This window comes from Pseudomonas sp. 2(2015), from assembly GCF_000955865.1.
In the GTDB taxonomy this organism is placed as follows: Bacteria; Pseudomonadota; Gammaproteobacteria; order Pseudomonadales; family Pseudomonadaceae; genus Aquipseudomonas.
In genome coordinates this window covers 132,533-147,822 of sequence record NZ_JYOF01000003.1, presented here as the reverse complement: position 1 = coordinate 147,822, position 15,290 = coordinate 132,533, and the positions used below count along the sequence as shown (strand labels likewise).

Genomic DNA, 15,290 nt, shown 5'->3' with positions numbered 1-15,290 from the left:
TTCACGTTCACTTCAAAGCCAACTGCCGGGTAATGGTCGGGTCGCTGATCTTGTCGTCGTCAATCAGCAGCAAGGCCTTGGAGAGGATGATCGACAGCAGCGCGTCGCCCTCGAACGGCAGGTACTGCGGGGTGTTTTTCTGCCGCGCCTTGGCGTCGGGGACGATGCACAGGTACTGATCGTTGGGCAGCATCAGGATGTTGCCCGAGCCCAGGTGGATCTTGTAGCTGCGCAGCTTGCCGGTGACCTCCAGGAAGCGCCCGTGCAGGGTCCATTTGTCTTTGAGGCGGGTCATGCGCGGCAGCAGTTTTTCCAGCAATTGCTTGCGCGTTTGCGCGGTGGCGCCCAGCTCGCCGAACGAGTGGTTGTGCCAGTAATCGCGGTAGCGGCCGTCCGGCCCGCCGTCGGCCCACAGCGGGTCGTTGGCCAGCGAGGCGACGCCGACAAACAGGTCGACATCGCGCATCACTTCGCTGAGCACCAACGGCGGCACCTGGTCCAGCGGCAAGGGCGCAGCGTCCACGGCGTTATCCCAGCGGTTCAAGGCATAACCGCCGCCACCGGCATGGGCGCTGCGCTGGGCGGCGTCGATCGGGTAGAAGCGTACCTGGTCGGTGCTCAGGCGCAGGAAGGCGCCGGCTTCGTTGGTATCGACGCCATAGTCGTCGCCCACGCCCTCGATCCAGAACTCGGCACGCAAGCCCCAGGCCGGCAGCTCGCGGGTGGCCGGCGGGTAGGTGTCATCGACCATCAGTCGCAGCTTGTTGCGCCAGCCGCGGGCGGCGGCCAGGGCGTGGAACTGGTGCTGGCGCAAAATGTGCGCGGCGAAGCGGTTGGAGTAGCTGGCGGTGTTGCGCTCGGCTTCGGTCAGCAGGTAGACCTCGCGGTGGGCCTGCTTGAATGGCTGGGTGATCTGCAGCGCTTCAATGCGCTCGCGCCAGGCCAGGACCTCCTCCAGCGGGCGGCCGATCGGGTGCCAGAGGCGCACTTGCGCCGCGCTGGAAGGGCTGATGGTTTTACCGTCCAGGGTTTGCAGGCAGCCTTCGTTGAACACCACGGCGTACTGCTGGCCGCCGTCGCTGATCACCCAGATCAACCGCCGCGCCAGGGTGCCGATCAGCGGGTGGTCGAGGTAACGCTCCTGCCATTGATCGTACGGCCAGTGCTTTTCCAGCAGGAACAGGCTGTCCAGGCGCTCGGCCTGGGCCGGCAGCATGGCGCCGATGTCCTTGAGCGCGCCTTGCAGCTCCTTGAGCTCGTCCTTGTAGTCGGCCTTGACCTTGGCCGGCACCGATTTTTGCGGCGTGCCGTCGGCGCGAAACCAGCTCAGGGTAGCGGCCTTGCCATCGACCTTGAGCTCGGCGACAAAGGCGCCGTCATCAAAACTTTCGCGGCGCAGGCCGACCTGCTCCAAACCGTAGGTCGGCACGCCGAGTTCTTCGATCTGGTCACGGGGCAGTTGCAGTGCTTCGGCGGCGCTGGTGAAGGCTTTTTCGATTTCCTTCTGCGCGGTGCCGAACTTGACCCGCACTTTGAGCAGGGCCAGTTGCCCGACTGCTTCGCTGGTTGGGATCGACGACAGCGCGAACACCGCCGCGTTGCCGACCTTGGGCGCCCGTGGGCCGATGCCGCGCACCTTGCGGTAGGCGCTCAGGGCCAGGCGGGCGATGGCCCGGGTCAGTTCGCTGTCGGCCAGCGGCGCGCACATCCACAACAGGCCGCGCAGCACCGTGGCGTTGCCATCGTGCATGCGTGCGCGGTCATCGGTGCTTTCCCAGCCGACGTTGAGCAGCGCGCCGCAGCGCCCGGCATCGACCCGCGCAAACCAGCGCAGCAGTGCCGCCCGCAGCGGTGCTTCACCGACCTTGGCCAACAGCGCCTGGGCGTTCTTCAACCATTTCGCCGAGGGCCGCGCCGAAGTTGCCGCAGCGGCCTGACGCAACAGCGCCAGCCAGTCTTCGCGCACCTCGGGGCTCAGTTGTTCGAGGTCTTCCAGGGCCAGTTGGGTCCAGTGTTCGCACGGCGCCAGCACCTGCCAGGCGCCGCTGCCCAGCAGCGGGTCGAGCTTGGCCAGCAGTTGTTCGCCGAAGTTGCCGTAGTGGCCCAGGTCGGCGCACTGGCTGCGCAGCATGATCAGCAGGTCACGCAGGTCGGTTGGCACGGTGCTGAAGTGTTGCGCGATGACCCAGTCGGTCACCGTCAGGGTTGGCAGGGTGCCGTAATAGGCAAAGCGGTAGCTGGTGAACCACTGCAGCACAGGCTCGGCCAGCTGGCCGACGTCGGCGCCGTTTTCCATCAGCCAGGTCATCAGCGCCGGCAGTACGCCGTAGTCGAAAATGTGCGAGAAGGCATGCCCGGCACTGGCGGTGCTCAGCTCACCGTTGTAGGCCACCACCCGTTCGATCAGCGCCAGCACCAGGCGTGTGCGCAGCGCCGGGTCGGTATCCAGGGCCATGACTGCCGGCAGTTTGCCCAGGGCGAAGACCATGGCGTCGGGGCGGCCGTGAATTTTTTGCAGCAGCGGCAGCAGTTCGCTGATCAGCTCATGCTCGTGGCGCAGTTCGGAGCCGGCCAGCAGCGGGTAGCCGTCCGGGCCGATGTGCTCGACCGGGCCCAGTTCGGTTTGCGCGCGGTCGTGGCGAAACGCCTGAAGTTGTTCCAGTGCCATGGTTCAGCCTCCTACCAGCGGGGTCAGTTTGATGAAATTGACCACGCTGTCGTGGCGGATGGTCAGGACTTCGTCGAGGTTTTCAGCCTGACGCTCGTCGAGCAGGATGAAAAAGCCATTGCGCTCGAAGGCCTCGCAGGCGATGTCGACCTGCTTGCGCCAGTCGATGCTCTGGCGCTCGACGACAGGCTCGCCATTGAGCGCAGCTTCCAGCGGTTCGGGGCTGACCAGGCGCTGGCGCCGACTGTGGCCGGTTTCAGTGCTGCGCTGCAGGACTTCCTGATGGACCCGTTCGCGGATCAGCTGGCGCACGGTGATGGTGTCGGTGGCAAAGTGCAGGGCGAAATCGTCGAAGACTTCGCCCGAAACCGACTCGTCGCGGACGGTGAGCGTTGCCATGGGAACTCCTTTTCTGGCAAGAGGCAAAAAGCAATGGGCGCAAGAGTATCAGGCTGGTCGGCGGATTTCGACGTGCAGGCGCTCAACCATCACTGCCGTTGCGTGCGCGAAAGAACTCCCCCGGCGGCAGGCCGAACTGCCTGCCGAAGGCGGCGATAAACGCCGACAGCGATTCGTAGCCGCAGGCCAGGGCCACGTCGGTGACCCGCTCGCCGCGCTCAAGGGCCGGCAGGGCGCAAAGCAGGCGCATGCGCTGGCGCCAGAGGCGAAAGCTCAGGCCGGTTTCGCGTTGAAAACGCCGGCTCAGGGTTTTCTCCGACACGCCGGCTTGCCGCGCCCAGTCGGCCAGCCCGGTCGGCGAATCGGGTTGTGCCTGCAGGTGGCTGCACAGGGCGCGCAGGTCAGGGTCCAGTGGCAGTGGCAGCATCAGTTGCTGCTCTTCGGCATTGTTCAGCTGGTCGAGCAGCACCTGCACCAGGCGCCCGTCGGGGCCCTCGCTGTCGTATTCCACCGGCAGTTCGCTGAAGCTGCGGATCAGCTCGCGCAACAGCGGCTTGACCGCGACTACCCGGCATTGCGGCTCGCGCCAGCTTGCCGGTGCTTGCTCCAGGTACAGGCTGCGCAGGCAGGTATCGTCGGCGCAACTGACCCGGTGCGGCACGTGCGCCGGCAGCCACACTGCGCGCTGCGGCGGCACCAGGTAGAAACCCTGGTCGGTGTGCACCTCCAGCACGCCGCGAATGGCATAGGACAACTGCCCCCACGGATGGCTATGGCGGTAGCCGAGCACCACGTTGGGCAGCGCCTGCACATGGCCATACACCGGGCGCGGCAGTGCCGTCAGCTGCTCCAGTGACTGCGGGGTGAAGGCGGGCGGTTGTCCTTTTGGCGACACTGGCGGGGCGCTGGCGTTAGTCAAGATCGGGCAAAGACCTTAACGTCTGCGGCGCCACAATAACAAGCCGGGAGCGGCCATGAAGTACCTGCGGATGCTGTTCGACAATTTCACCCTGGCGCTGCTCGGGGTCATCCTCATTGCCACGCTGCTGCCCTGTGAAGGCAGTGGCGCCGTGCTGTTCGGCTGGTTGACCAACCTCGCCATCGGCCTGCTGTTCTTTTTGCATGGCGCCAAGCTGTCGCGCGAGGCGGTCGCCGCCGGTGCCGGGCACTGGCGCCTGCACCTGCTGGTGTTTGCCTGCACCTTTGTGATGTTTCCGCTGCTGGGCATGCTGCTCAAGCCGCTGTTGCTGCCGCTGGTGGGCGATGAACTGTACCTGGGCGTGCTGTACCTGTGCGCCTTGCCGGCCACGGTGCAGTCGGCCATCGCCTTTACCTCGCTGGCCCGTGGCAACGTACCGGCGGCGATCTGCAGCGCGGCGGCGTCGAGTTTGCTCGGCATCGTCTTGACGCCGTTGCTGGTGGTGCTGCTGATGGGCGTCGAGGGTGACAGCGGCTCGAGCCTCGATGCCGTGCTGAAAATCGTTGTGCAACTGCTGGTGCCGTTCGTGGCCGGGCAACTGGCGCGGCGCTGGATCGGCGCCTGGGTGGCGCGCAATGCCCGCTGGTTGAAGAGCGTCGACCAGGGTTCGATCCTGCTGGTGGTTTATACCGCCTTCAGCGATGCGGTGGTCAGCGGCCTGTGGCATGCAGTACCTGCGTCGCGCCTGCTGGGCCTGGCGCTGGTCTGCTGCCTGCTGCTGGCGCTGGTGCTGTGGCTGACCGGCGCGCTTGGGCGCTGGCTGGGCTTCAACCTCGAAGACCGCATCACCATTTTGTTTGCCGGCTCGAAAAAAAGCATGGCCACCGGCGTGCCGATGGCCCAGGTGCTGTTCGTCGGCGGCGGTATCGGTGCAATGATCCTGCCGCTGATGCTGTTCCACCAGATCCAGCTGATGGTCTGCGCGGTACTGGCCCAGCACTATGCCGCGCGTACTGAAGAACCCTCGCTTACAACAGAACCCCTTTGACCGGTTGCAGTGGTGCCGGCGCCGCCTCATCGGCCAGCTCGCGCACGGCGATTTCCAGGTTGCGGCACATGGCATCCAGGGCCAGGTCGTTGGGCTGGGTGTCGAACGGGTCGGCGATCTGGTCACCCAGGGCATCCAGGCCGAAGAAGGTATAGGCCAGCACGCACACGGCAAACGGCGTGAACCAGCCGATGCTGTCGACCAGGCAGAACGGCAGCAGGAAGCAGTAGACGTGGACGATGCGGTGCAGCATGAGGATGTAGGGGTAGGGGATGGGCGTGTTTTTGATCCGCTCGCAACCGCCCAGCACGTACGACAGCCGGTTGAGCTGCTGGTCGAGGTTGGCCTGGATCACCTCGCCGGCGCCGGCATCGCGGGCCTGGGCCATGAAGCGCTGGCCGAGCAGGCCGAGCAGGCGGCTGGCAGGCGCATCGCTGCTGGCCAGGGTGGTGCGCGTCGGCGTGTCGAGCAGGCGCTGGCGGTCGGCGCAGGCCGGGGTGCCGCGCAACTGGTCACGCAACACATAGGCGAAAGCAATCAAGGGGTCGAGCAGGGCGCGGCGCTGGTTGGCGTCGAGGCTCGGCAGCAGGCTCAGGCTCTGGCGGGTCAGGTTGCGGCTGACGATCAGCAGCTCGCCCCACAGCGTGCGCGCTTCCCAGAAGCGCTGGTAGGCCACGGTGTTGCGAAAGCCGAGGAAGATTGCCAGGGTCAGGCCCCAGAGGGTAAAGGGCGTGGCGGTGAGGATGACCTTGTACTCGAACAGGGTGCCATGGGTGGCGACCACTGCCGAGCTGATCAGCACGGTGTACAGCACCTTGCGCCAGATCGCCGGGATGATCGAGCCCTTGAGCGAAAACAGCAGGACGCGGATGGAGGGTTTTTGTGGCTGGATGATCATCAAGGCAGGCCCTGTACAGTAACGCGAGTATTGACGCGCGTTACTGTAGGGCAAAGCCGGACCGGGATACAGTCTGATGGGGTCAAGCGCTGGTGAAGGTGAAGAAGTCCAGGTAGGCAAAGTCCTGGCTTTTGACTTCGAGGCTGGCAACTGGGTTGTCTGTCGGGGCAGTGAACTCTATCCACAAGTGGCGGCCAGCGGGTGGCTGGACGTCACGTCGTTCAAGCAATTCGCCTTTGGCGTTGAAGAACGCGACGTGGCCAGGGTGGTCATGCCAGGTCCAGGCAAACTTCAAGGATGCATAGATACCGACCAAGTCAAATCGTAGTACTTGTGGTTGCTGAATACCCTGGTTACGGCATATTGCCAAGCCTTCCTTTTCCTGCAGGCCGGGCACTTCGCCGGTATGTTTTTGAATGGCGGCTTCTCCTGTGGAACCGGGCAAAAGCGTCACACGCAAGGTGCTCAGGTCGATATGTTGGCCGGCCGTTATGATTGTTTGCGGGTGGCCATTGAAATCCTCGTGAACGATGGCGGGCTGAATACGGATATCATCGAAGCTGAAATCAGCACCGTTATCACTGCCGTTGCCGGTATCGTCACGCCCGATCAGTTCGATAGCGTGGGAATGTTCACGGGCACGGAACTGCCAGCGCAGGGTCTGCCATTCCGGCGCGGTGACGGCAAACTCGCCCTCGAGTCGGGTGCCATCGAGCTCGAATGACAGGTGAGGGGTCTTGGAGCTGTTGCCGTTGCGTTTTACCCGCATCGACAGGCGATAGTCGGTGCCGGGTGTCAGGCCTGCTAGTTCCTTACGCATCACCCTGCCCAGCAGGTTGCCCGCAAAGCCTTCGAAGTACGCCCAGTGGTTGCTGCCATCGGAGGTCAGCGCCAGCGCCTGGCCATTGGGGCCTTTCTGCCAAGCATTCCATGGGTCATTGCCGGGTTCAAAATCGGTGTGATCGATGAACACAGTGTTGAGTGTTGTCGCGGCCTCGTCGGGTAGTTGAGAGAAGGTGAAAAAATCGAGGAAGGCGTAGTCGCGCGAGGTAATCACCAGCGAGGCGATCGGGCGATTGGTTGGCGCTTGATACTCCACCCAATGATGTTTCGGCTCCCCGTCAAAGCTCAATTTTTCGAGCAGTTGGCCTTGCTCATCGTGGAACTCGACTTCGCCCGGGCGTTGCCTCCAGGTCCAGGCGAACTTGATTTTATCGCACGGTACAATGGGGTCGATGCACAGCCGTTGCGCTGAAGGTGGGTTGCTCTGGCCGCGTTGCAGGACAATCGCTTCGCCCTCCAGTAGACCGGCCTCTGGAAAGGCGTAGCGCTCGACACCGGCCTTGATGCCAGCAGGGCCTTCGAGCAGGGTAATGGTCATGGTCGGCAGTTGAATGCTTTGCCCGGGGTCGATCAGTTGACTGGTCTGATCGTCGAAGTTTTCCGTGATGGTGGTGGGGTGAATACGGATATCGTCAAAGCTGAAGTCAGCACCGTTATCACTGCCGTTGCCGGTATCGTCACGCCCGATCAGTTCGATAGCGTGGGAGTGTTCACGGGCACGGAACTGCCAGCGCAGGGTCTGCCATTCAGGCGCGGTGACGGCAAACTCGCCCTCGAGTCGGGTGCCATCAAGCTCGAATGACAGGTGAGGGGTCTTGGAGCTGTTGCCGTTGCGTTTTACCCGCATCGACAGGCGATAGTCGGTGCCGGGTGTCAGGCCTGCCAGTTCCTTGCGCATCACCCTGCCCAGCAGGTTGCCCACAAAGCCTTCGAAGTACGCCCAGTGGTTGCTGCCATCGGAGGTCAGCGCCAGCGCCTGGCCATTAGGGCCTTTCTGCCAACCATTCCATGGAGCATTGCCGGGTTCGAAATTGGTGTGATCAATGAACAGTCCCATACGCCCTGCCTCCGGGGTGGTGCCTGTCGGTCGACAGGCCTCGGTGCATTCGAGCACCGCCAGGGCGTACTGGCTACTGGCAAAAATACTAGGTAGCGCGGCTATTCATGGCAGCAGTGGGGAGGTTGGACGGCACCTTCATAACGGTCATGGTGGCGCACCCAGTCCATGGTGCCTTCCTCGTTGCGGCCTTTGGGCATCAGGTCGAGAAAGTTGTAGGTACCGACCAGAATGTCCAGGCCGCGGGCGTAGCTGGAATAGGTGTGGAACAGCGTGCCATCGGCATAGCGGTAGAACACGCTGAGGCCCGGCAGCTCGGTTTCTTCACCCGAATACGGCTCATAGTTGTACTGATCACTGCCCTTGGCGCCGACGCCGAAGTCCTGGTTGAAGCTGCTGGCATGCGACGAGACCCAGGGAAACTTCCAGCCCATGCGTTGTTTGAACGCCTGGAACTGGACGTAGGGCGCGCGCGACACCGCCACCAGCGACACATCGTGGTGGGCCAGGTGCAGGTTGGCGCCGTCGAAATGATCGGCCAGGAACGAACAGCCCGGGCAGCCTTCATCCCAGCCTTCGCCGAACATGAAGTGATAGACCAGCAGCTGGCTGTGGCCGGCAAACAGGTCGCCAAGGCTCAGGCGGCCCTCGGGGCCTTCGAAGCGGTAGTCCTGGTCGACCCGCACCCAGGGCAGGGCGCGGCGGGCCTTGCTCAGTTCGTCGCGCTGGTGGGTCAGGGCCTTTTCATGCAGCAACAATTGGCGGCGGGCGCTGAGCCATTCGCTGCGCGAGACCACCTGGGGGTTTTGATGGTTGTCCATGGGTACGGCTCCGCTGGGGGAATGTACTCATGGTCGATTGTCGGGTGGGGGATTCGACAGAGGTGAGTGCAGGGCTGATGAACGGTGGTGAATTCATCGCGGGTCAAGCCCGCTCCCACAGACTTGTAGGAGCGGGCTTGCCCCGCGATCAGGTTTCACTTTCAGCCGGACATCCGCCCGATCAACGCCCACAAGCGCTCATCGTCGAAATCCTTCACCACCAACTGCGCACCGGCTTCCAGCAAGGCTTCAGGCCGCTGGCTGGTCGACAATCCGACGGTAAAGATCCCCGCGCCGCTGGCCGCCTTCACTCCCGGCAGCGAATCCTCGAACGCCAGCGCATGCGTCGCCCGCGCCTGCAGGCGCTCAAGGCCGGTGAGGTAGGGCAGCGGGTCGGGCTTGGCCCGGGCCAGTTCTTCGGCCACCAGCACATGCTCGAAGCGTTGCTCCAGGCCCATGGCGCCAAGCATGTGCACGGCGTTGGCCCGTGGCGCGTTGGTGACCACGGCAACGCCGATGCGCTGGCGTTCGGCATGTTCAAGCAAACGCAGCAGGCCGGCGGTGGGCTGCAAGGTGGGCGACAGGGCGCGAAAGCGCGCCTCCTTGCGCTCGGCGAACAGCTGGTGCTCGCTCACCGGGCGGTCGGGGAACAGGTAACGGCACAGGTCGGCATTGGCCCGGCCGCTGACGTGGGCATCGAACTCGGCTTCGGTGAACACCCGGCCTTCTTCGCGCAACAGCTGTTGCATGGCCAGCAGGTGGAGTTTGTCGGTATCGGTCAGGGTACCGTCGAGGTCGAACAACAGGGCATCAAGCATGGTCGGCTTCCGCTGCGGTGGCCGGCCATGATAACCGGATCAGCGGGGCTGGTCAGATGCACAGGAAAAGAGTACAAATGTACTCCATGAATAAACTATCGCCCAAACGCCGCGCTATTCTCGATTTCATTCGCCAGCGCATCGCCGATCAGGCCCAGCCGCCAAGCCTGGCCGACATCGCCACGGCCTTCGGTTTTGCCTCGCGCAGTGTCGCGCGCAAGCACATCCAGGCGCTGACCGAGGCGGGTTTCATCGAGGTCACCCCCAACCAGGCCCGTGGCATCCGCCTGGCCGGTGCCTTGCGCCGCCCCGAGGTGCTGGAGATCCCGGTGCTCGGCCAGGTCGCCGCCGGCCGGCCGATCGGCCCGGACGTGGATATCCACGAACAACTGATGCTCGATTCACACCTGTTCAGCCGCTCCCCGGACTACCTGCTCAAGGTGCGCGGCGACTCGATGATCGACGCCGGCATCCTCGATGGCGACCTGGTCGGCATCAAGCAGCAGGCCGAGGCCCGTGACGGGCAGATCATCGTCGCGCGCCTGGACGGCGAGGTGACCATCAAGCGCTTCGAACGCGCCGGCGGGCATTACCGGCTGCTGCCGCGCAACCCGGCGTATGCCCCCATCGAGGTCGGCCCGGAGCACGACTTCGTCATCGAAGGGGTGTTCTGCGGCCTGGTGAGGCGCGGCTGATGGGCGCGGTGGTCAGCCTCGACGGCCTGCTCGACCAGCAACGGCTCTGGAAGGGCCGCCCGCAGGCTTTGCCCCAGGGCCTGCAGCCCACTGGCCATGCCGTTCTGGACACGGCGCTGCCCGGTGGCGGCTGGCCGCCCGGGGCGCTGACCGAGCTGCTGCTGGCGGCCGAAGGCTGTGGCGAGCTGCAATTGTTGTGGCCGAGCCTGGCGCGCCTGACCCAGGCCGGCGAGCGGGTGGTGTTGATTGCGCCGCCGTTCATTCCCTACCCACCGGCCTGGCAGGCGGCCGGGGTCGACCTGCAGTGGCTGGCGGTGGTTCAGGCCACTGCCGGCGAGGTGCTCTGGGCCGCCGAGCAGTGTTTGCGCTCGGGCAGTTGCGGCGCCGTGCTGTGCTGGCCGCACAAGGCCGATGATCGCGCCTTGCGCCGCTTGCAGGTTGCCGCCGAAAGCGGCCAGACCCTGGCCTTTGCCTGTCGCCCGCAACAGGCTGCGCTCAACCCGTCACCGGCGGCGCTGCGCATTGCCGTCGATGCCCGGCCGGCCCAGTGGCGGGTGCTCAAGTGCCGCGGCGGCCTGGCTCCGGCCACGCCTATTGCCTGCCCCGGGCGAGGCTGATGGATCATGCTCTGGGCCTGTATCCTGCTGCCGCAACTGGCACTCGACGCGGTGCTGCGCGCCCGCGACGACGCCGACACGCCATTGGTGCTGCTCAGCGGCCCGGCCCAGCGCCGGGTCTTGCAGGCGGTCAACCCGCCAGCCGCTGCCCTGGGCCTGCGCGCCGGGCAGGCGCTGACCACCGCCCAGGCCCTGGCCGGCAGTTTTACCTGCGTCGAGCACGACCCGGCAGCCGTCGAGCAATTGCAGCAGTTTCTGGCCGCCTGGGCCTATCGCTTCAGCTCCCAGGTCAGCCTGCATTACCCACGGGTGCTGTTGCTTGAAGTCGAGTCCAGCCTCGGCCTGTTCGGGCCCTGGCCGGCCTTTGAAGCGCGGCTGCGTGCAGAGCTCAAGGCGCTGGGTTTTCGTCACCGTATCGTCCTGGCCAGCAACCCGGTGGCGGCGCGCATGCTCGCCAATGCCCACGACGGCCTGGCCCTTGAGTGCCCGCAGCAAACCCGCGCGGCGCTGGAGCAGATGCCCATCGACCGCGTCGGCCTGCCCGCCGAGGCCGCCAACGCCTTGGCGCGCATGGGCCTGCGCCAGCTCGGCCAGGTCCTGGCCTTGCCCCGTGACGCCCTGGCCCGGCGCTTTGCCGCAGCGGTGCAACTGCACCTGGACCGCCTGCTCGGGCGCCGGCCTATGGCCCTGGAATTCTATTTGCCGCCGGACCGCTTCGATGCACGCCTGGAGCTGAACTTCGATGTCGAATCCCATCAAGCCCTGCTGTTCCCCCTGCGCCGGCTGATCAACGACCTTGCCGCCTTCCTCGCCGGGCGCGACAGCGGCGTGCAGCGCTTTGCCCTGCAGCTGGAGCACGGCGAAGGGCCCGACACCTGCGTGCCGGTCGGCCTGCTGGCGGCCGAGCGTGATCCGTCGCTGCTGTTCGAGCTGGCCCGTGGCCGCCTTGAGCAACTGCAGATTGCCGCGCCGGTGCGCAACCTGCGCCTGCTGGCCGAAGACCTGCCGGCCTTCGTGCCGCAGCGCGCCGAACTGTTCGACCCGCGCCCGCAACAGAACCAGCCCTGGGAGCAACTGCGCGAACGCCTGCGCGCGCGGCTGGGCGACGAAGCGGTACGGGGGCTTGCGGCCCAGGCCGATCACCGCCCCGAGTGCGCCTGGCAGGCGGGCGACGGGCCGCGCCAGGCGCTGGCGCTACCAGGTGCGCCACGCCCGGGCTGGCTGCTGGCCGAGCCCCAGGCCTTGCCCGGCGTCGGCGTGCAGTTGCTGACCGGCGCCGAGCGCATCGAGTCCGGCTGGTGGGACGGCGGCGATGTGCGCCGCGATTACTACCGGGTGCGTACCGCCAGCGGTCTGTACGGCTGGGCCTACCGCACCCTCGGTGAAGACGGCCGCTTGTGGCTACAGGGCTGGTTCGCATGAACACCCCGGGCTACGCCGAGCTGCACTGCCTGTCCAACTTCAGCTTCCAGCGCGGCGCTTCCAGTGCCCAGGAGCTGTTCCAGCGTGCCCGCCAGCAGGGCTACCAGGCCCTGGCGATCACCGACGAGTGCACCCTGGCCGGTATCGTCCGTGCCTGGCAGGCAGCCAGGGCGGCGGGCCTGGCGCTGATCGTCGGCAGCGAAGTACGCCTGCACGACGGCCCCAAGCTGGTGTTGCTGGCCGAGAACCTCGGCGGTTACCAGCACCTGTGCAAACTCATCACCCTGGGCCGGCGACGGGCGAAGAAGGGCGAGTACCAACTGCTGCGCGAAGACTTCGCCACGCCCCTGGACGGCCTGCTGGCGCTGTGGGTGCCGGACGGCAGCGAGGCTGACCAGGCCAGCGGCCACTGGTTGCGCGAGGTGTTCGCCGAGCGGCTGTGGCTGGCGGTCGAGCTGCACCGTGGCGCCGATGACCCGCGGCGCCTGCAACAGCTGCTGGCCCTGGCCGAGCGCCTCAATATTCCGGCCGTGGCCAGCGGTGATGTGCACATGCATGCCCGTGGTCGTCGTGCCCTGCAGGACAGCATGACCGCCATCCGCCATCACTGCAGCGTGGCCGAGGCCGGCCAGCGCCTGTTCGCCAATGGCGAACGGCACCTGCGCCCGCTGGCGCAACTGGCCGAGCTGTATCCGCCGGCATTGCTCGAAGAAAGCCTGCGCATTGCCGCGCGTTGCCAGTTCGACCTGGGCCAGTTGCGCTATCAATACCCTCGCGAACTGGTGCCCGAAGGCCAGACGGCCAGCGCCTGGCTGCGCCATCTGTGCGAGCGCGGCCACCGTGAACGCTGGCCCGGGGGCATTGGCGACAAGGCGCGCCAGTCCCTGGAACACGAGCTGCAACTGATTGCCGAGCTCAACTACGAAAGCTACTTTCTTACCGTCCACGACATCGTCAACTTCGCCCGGGGCCAGGGCATTCTCTGCCAGGGGCGCGGCTCGGCGGCCAACTCGGTGGTGTGTTTCGTGCTCGGCATCACCGAGCTCGACCCGATGAAAAGCCACCTGTTGTTCGAGCGCTTTTTGTCCCGCGAGCGCGACGAGCCGCCGGACATCGACGTCGACTTCGAACACGACCGCCGCGAAGAAGTCCTGCAGTACGTGTTCCGCCGCTACGGTCGTCATCGCGCGGCGCTCACCGCCGTGGCCAGTACCTACCACGCTGCCGGTGCAGTGCGCGATATCGCCCGGGTGCTGGGCTTGCCGGTGCAGCAGATCAACGCCCTGGCCGATTGCTGCGGGCGCTGGAGCGACCGCCTGCCGCCGCCCGAGCAACTGCGCGAAGCCGGTTTCGACCCCGACAGCCCGTTGCTGCGCCGGGTGCTGGCGTTGACCGGCGAGCTGATCGGCTTTCCCCGCCACCTGTCCCAGCACCCGGGCGGTTTCGTGATTTCCGAGCAGCCGCTGGACAGCCTGGTGCCGGTGGAAAACGCCGCCATGGACGAGCGCACGGTGATCCAGTGGGACAAGGACGACCTCGACCTGGTCGGCCTGCTCAAGGTCGATATTCTTGCCCTGGGCATGCTCAGCGCCTTGCGCCGCTGTTTCGACCTGCTGTATCGCCACCGTGGCCGCCGGTTGACCCTGGCGAGCATCCCGGCCGACTGCGCGGCGACCTACGCGATGATCGGCCGCGCCGACACCGTCGGTGTGTTCCAGATCGAGTCGCGGGCACAAATGGCCATGCTGCCGCGGCTCAAGCCGAAGAACTTCTACGACCTGGTGATCGAGGTGGCTATCGTTCGCCCCGGGCCGATCCAGGGCGACATGGTTCACCCGTTCCTGCGCCGGCGCCAGGGGCTTGAGCCGGTGAGCTATCCGTCGGATGCGCTGAAGCAGGTGTTCGAGCGCACCCTCGGCGTGCCGTTGTTCCAGGAGCAGGTGATGGAACTGGCGATGGTCGCCGGCGGTTATTCGGCCGGCGAGGCCGACCAGCTGCGCCGGGCCATGGCCGCCTGGAAGCGCCACGGCGGCCTGGAACCGCACCGCCAACGGCTGACCCAGGGCATGCTCGACAACGGCTACAGCGCAGAATTTGCCGAGCGCATCTTCGAGCAGATCAAGGGCTTTGGCAGCTATGGCTTCCCTGAGTCCCACGCCGCCAGCTTCGCCTTGCTGACCTATGCCAGTTGCTGGCTCAAGTGCCACGAGCCGGCAATCTTTGCCTGTGCGCTGATCAACAGCTGGCCCATGGGCTTCTACAGCCCCGACCAGATCCTGCAGGACGCCCGCCGTCATCACCTCGAGATCCGCCCGGTGGATGTCTGCCACAGCGACTGGGACTGCAGCCTGGAGCCGGGGGCAGGGGACGCCCTGGCCATTCGCCTGGGCCTGCGCCAGGTGCGCGGCTTTCGCCAGCAGGACGCCTTGCGCATCGAACAGGCGCGGGCCGAGTGCGGCTGGCGCGATGTCAGTGACCTGTGCCTGCGGGCGCAGCTCGATGCCCGTGCGCGTGAGCTGCTGGCCGATGCCGGGGCCTTGCGCGGGTTGGCCAGCGACCGTTACCGGGCGCGCTGGAGCGTGGCCGCGGTGCAGGCGCAACTGCCGTTGTTCGCTGGTATCGAGGCGCCAGTGGAAGCACCGGTGGATTTACCGCAACCGTCGCTGAGCGAGGACATGTTTGCCGACTACGCCAGTGTCGGCACCACCCTCGGCCCGCACCCGCTGACCTTGCTGCGCCGCCGCCTGAATGCCCTGGGGTGCCGCAGTTCGCAAGCGCTGGAGCAGGCCGAACACAACGATCGGGTCAGCGTGGCGGGGCTGGTGACCGGGCGCCAACGACCGGGGACCGCCAGCGGGGTGACCTTCGTCACCCTTGAAGACGAGTTCGGCAACGTCAACGTGGTGGTCTGGCGCGACCTGGCCGAGCGCCAGCGGCGGGTGCTGGTGGGCGCGCAACTGCTGCGGGTGAGCGGAAAGCTGGAGTGCGAGAGCGGGGTGCGTCACCTGATTGCCCAGCGCCTGGAGGATCTGAGCCCGCTGTTGCAGGGGCTGGATGTGCGGAGCCGGGATTTTCACTGAACAGC

General features: G+C 65.9%; 12 protein-coding genes. 5 read left to right on the top strand and 7 right to left on the bottom strand.

From position 1 onward, the window contains the following. Nucleotides 1-7: 7 nt before the first annotated feature. The 3 genes from UB48_RS03485 to UB48_RS03475 form a co-directional block, all read right to left on the bottom strand. Entirely contained in the window at nt 8-2,668 is a 2,661-nt protein-coding gene (locus UB48_RS03485; RefSeq protein ID WP_045194101.1) for a DUF4132 domain-containing protein, read from the bottom strand. 3 nt (nt 2,669-2,671) lie between these two features. Next, complete coding sequence (locus tag UB48_RS03480) at nt 2,672-3,067, bottom strand: hypothetical protein (protein WP_052676463.1); 396 nt, start codon at nt 3,065-3,067, stop codon at nt 2,672-2,674. An 82-nt stretch (nt 3,068-3,149) separates the two neighbouring features. Continuing rightward, entirely contained in the window at nt 3,150-3,962 is an 813-nt protein-coding gene (locus UB48_RS03475; protein ID WP_045194099.1) for a helix-turn-helix domain-containing protein, read from the bottom strand. A 79-nt stretch (nt 3,963-4,041) separates the two neighbouring features. On the opposite strand from UB48_RS03475, the gene UB48_RS03470 reads away from it, so the two are divergent. Continuing rightward, nucleotides 4,042-5,034 (top strand): bile acid:sodium symporter family protein, encoded by a 993-nt coding sequence (locus tag UB48_RS03470; protein ID WP_045194098.1) that lies wholly within the window; start codon nt 4,042-4,044, stop codon nt 5,032-5,034. Here UB48_RS03470 and UB48_RS03465 read toward each other — a convergent pair. The 4 genes from UB48_RS03465 to UB48_RS03450 all read right to left on the bottom strand — a co-directional run bounded on the left by UB48_RS03465 (nt 5,015) and on the right by UB48_RS03450 (nt 9,471). Beyond that, complete coding sequence (locus UB48_RS03465; protein WP_045194097.1) at nt 5,015-5,932, bottom strand: bestrophin family protein; 918 nt, start codon at nt 5,930-5,932, stop codon at nt 5,015-5,017. The two genes, UB48_RS03470 and UB48_RS03465, sit on opposite strands and share 20 nt — an antisense overlap. 82 nt (nt 5,933-6,014) lie before the next feature. Next, a complete protein-coding gene (locus UB48_RS03460) occupies nt 6,015-7,889 on the bottom strand; it encodes a hypothetical protein (protein WP_156160161.1) in 1,875 nt (624 codons plus the stop codon). Nucleotides 7,890-7,933: 44 nt separating this feature from the next. Continuing rightward, nucleotides 7,934-8,653 carry a thioredoxin family protein gene (locus UB48_RS03455; RefSeq protein ID WP_045194095.1) on the bottom strand — a complete coding sequence of 240 codons (720 nt, stop codon included), beginning with the start codon at nt 8,651-8,653 and terminating at the stop codon, nt 7,934-7,936. Between the two features lie 161 nt (nt 8,654-8,814). Further along, the gene (locus UB48_RS03450) at nt 8,815-9,471 is read right to left on the bottom strand and encodes an HAD family phosphatase (RefSeq protein ID WP_045194094.1); all 657 of its coding nucleotides are present in this window, start codon (nt 9,469-9,471) and stop codon (nt 8,815-8,817) included. Between the two features lie 77 nt (nt 9,472-9,548). On the opposite strand from UB48_RS03450, the gene lexA reads away from it, so the two are divergent. Genes lexA through UB48_RS03430 form a run of 4 tightly spaced genes read left to right on the top strand, consistent with a single transcriptional unit; the run spans nt 9,549 to nt 15,285 of the window. Next, nucleotides 9,549-10,166, top strand: coding sequence for a transcriptional repressor LexA (gene lexA, locus UB48_RS03445; RefSeq protein WP_045194093.1), 618 nt, complete (start codon nt 9,549-9,551; stop codon nt 10,164-10,166). Then, complete coding sequence (gene imuA / locus UB48_RS03440) at nt 10,166-10,783, top strand: translesion DNA synthesis-associated protein ImuA (protein WP_045194092.1); 618 nt, start codon at nt 10,166-10,168, stop codon at nt 10,781-10,783. The genes lexA and imuA overlap by 1 nt, the downstream gene beginning before the upstream one ends. 6 nt (nt 10,784-10,789) lie before the next feature. Beyond that, the gene (locus UB48_RS03435; RefSeq protein WP_045194091.1) at nt 10,790-12,205 is read left to right on the top strand and encodes a DNA polymerase Y family protein; all 1,416 of its coding nucleotides are present in this window, start codon (nt 10,790-10,792) and stop codon (nt 12,203-12,205) included. Then, nucleotides 12,181-15,285, top strand: coding sequence for an error-prone DNA polymerase (locus UB48_RS03430; RefSeq protein WP_275558775.1), 3,105 nt, complete (start codon nt 12,181-12,183; stop codon nt 15,283-15,285). The genes UB48_RS03435 and UB48_RS03430 overlap by 25 nt, the downstream gene beginning before the upstream one ends. Nucleotides 15,286-15,290: the final 5 nt, after the last annotated feature.

Coding starts and splice junctions, on each gene's coding strand:
- UB48_RS03485 (WP_045194101.1), bottom strand. CDS start 2,668: ATGGCACTGGAACAACTTCAGGCGTTTCGCCACGACCGCGCGCAAACC.
- UB48_RS03480 (WP_052676463.1), bottom strand. CDS start 3,067: ATGGCAACGCTCACCGTCCGCGACGAGTCGGTTTCGGGCGAAGTCTTC.
- UB48_RS03470 (WP_045194098.1), top strand. CDS start 4,042: ATGAAGTACCTGCGGATGCTGTTCGACAATTTCACCCTGGCGCTGCTC.
- UB48_RS03465 (WP_045194097.1), bottom strand. CDS start 5,932: ATGATCATCCAGCCACAAAAACCCTCCATCCGCGTCCTGCTGTTTTCG.
- UB48_RS03455 (WP_045194095.1), bottom strand. CDS start 8,653: ATGGACAACCATCAAAACCCCCAGGTGGTCTCGCGCAGCGAATGGCTC.
- UB48_RS03450 (WP_045194094.1), bottom strand. CDS start 9,471: ATGCTTGATGCCCTGTTGTTCGACCTCGACGGTACCCTGACCGATACC.
- lexA (WP_045194093.1), top strand. CDS start 9,549: ATGTACTCCATGAATAAACTATCGCCCAAACGCCGCGCTATTCTCGAT.
- imuA (WP_045194092.1), top strand. CDS start 10,166: ATGGGCGCGGTGGTCAGCCTCGACGGCCTGCTCGACCAGCAACGGCTC.
- UB48_RS03435 (WP_045194091.1), top strand. CDS start 10,790: ATGCTCTGGGCCTGTATCCTGCTGCCGCAACTGGCACTCGACGCGGTG.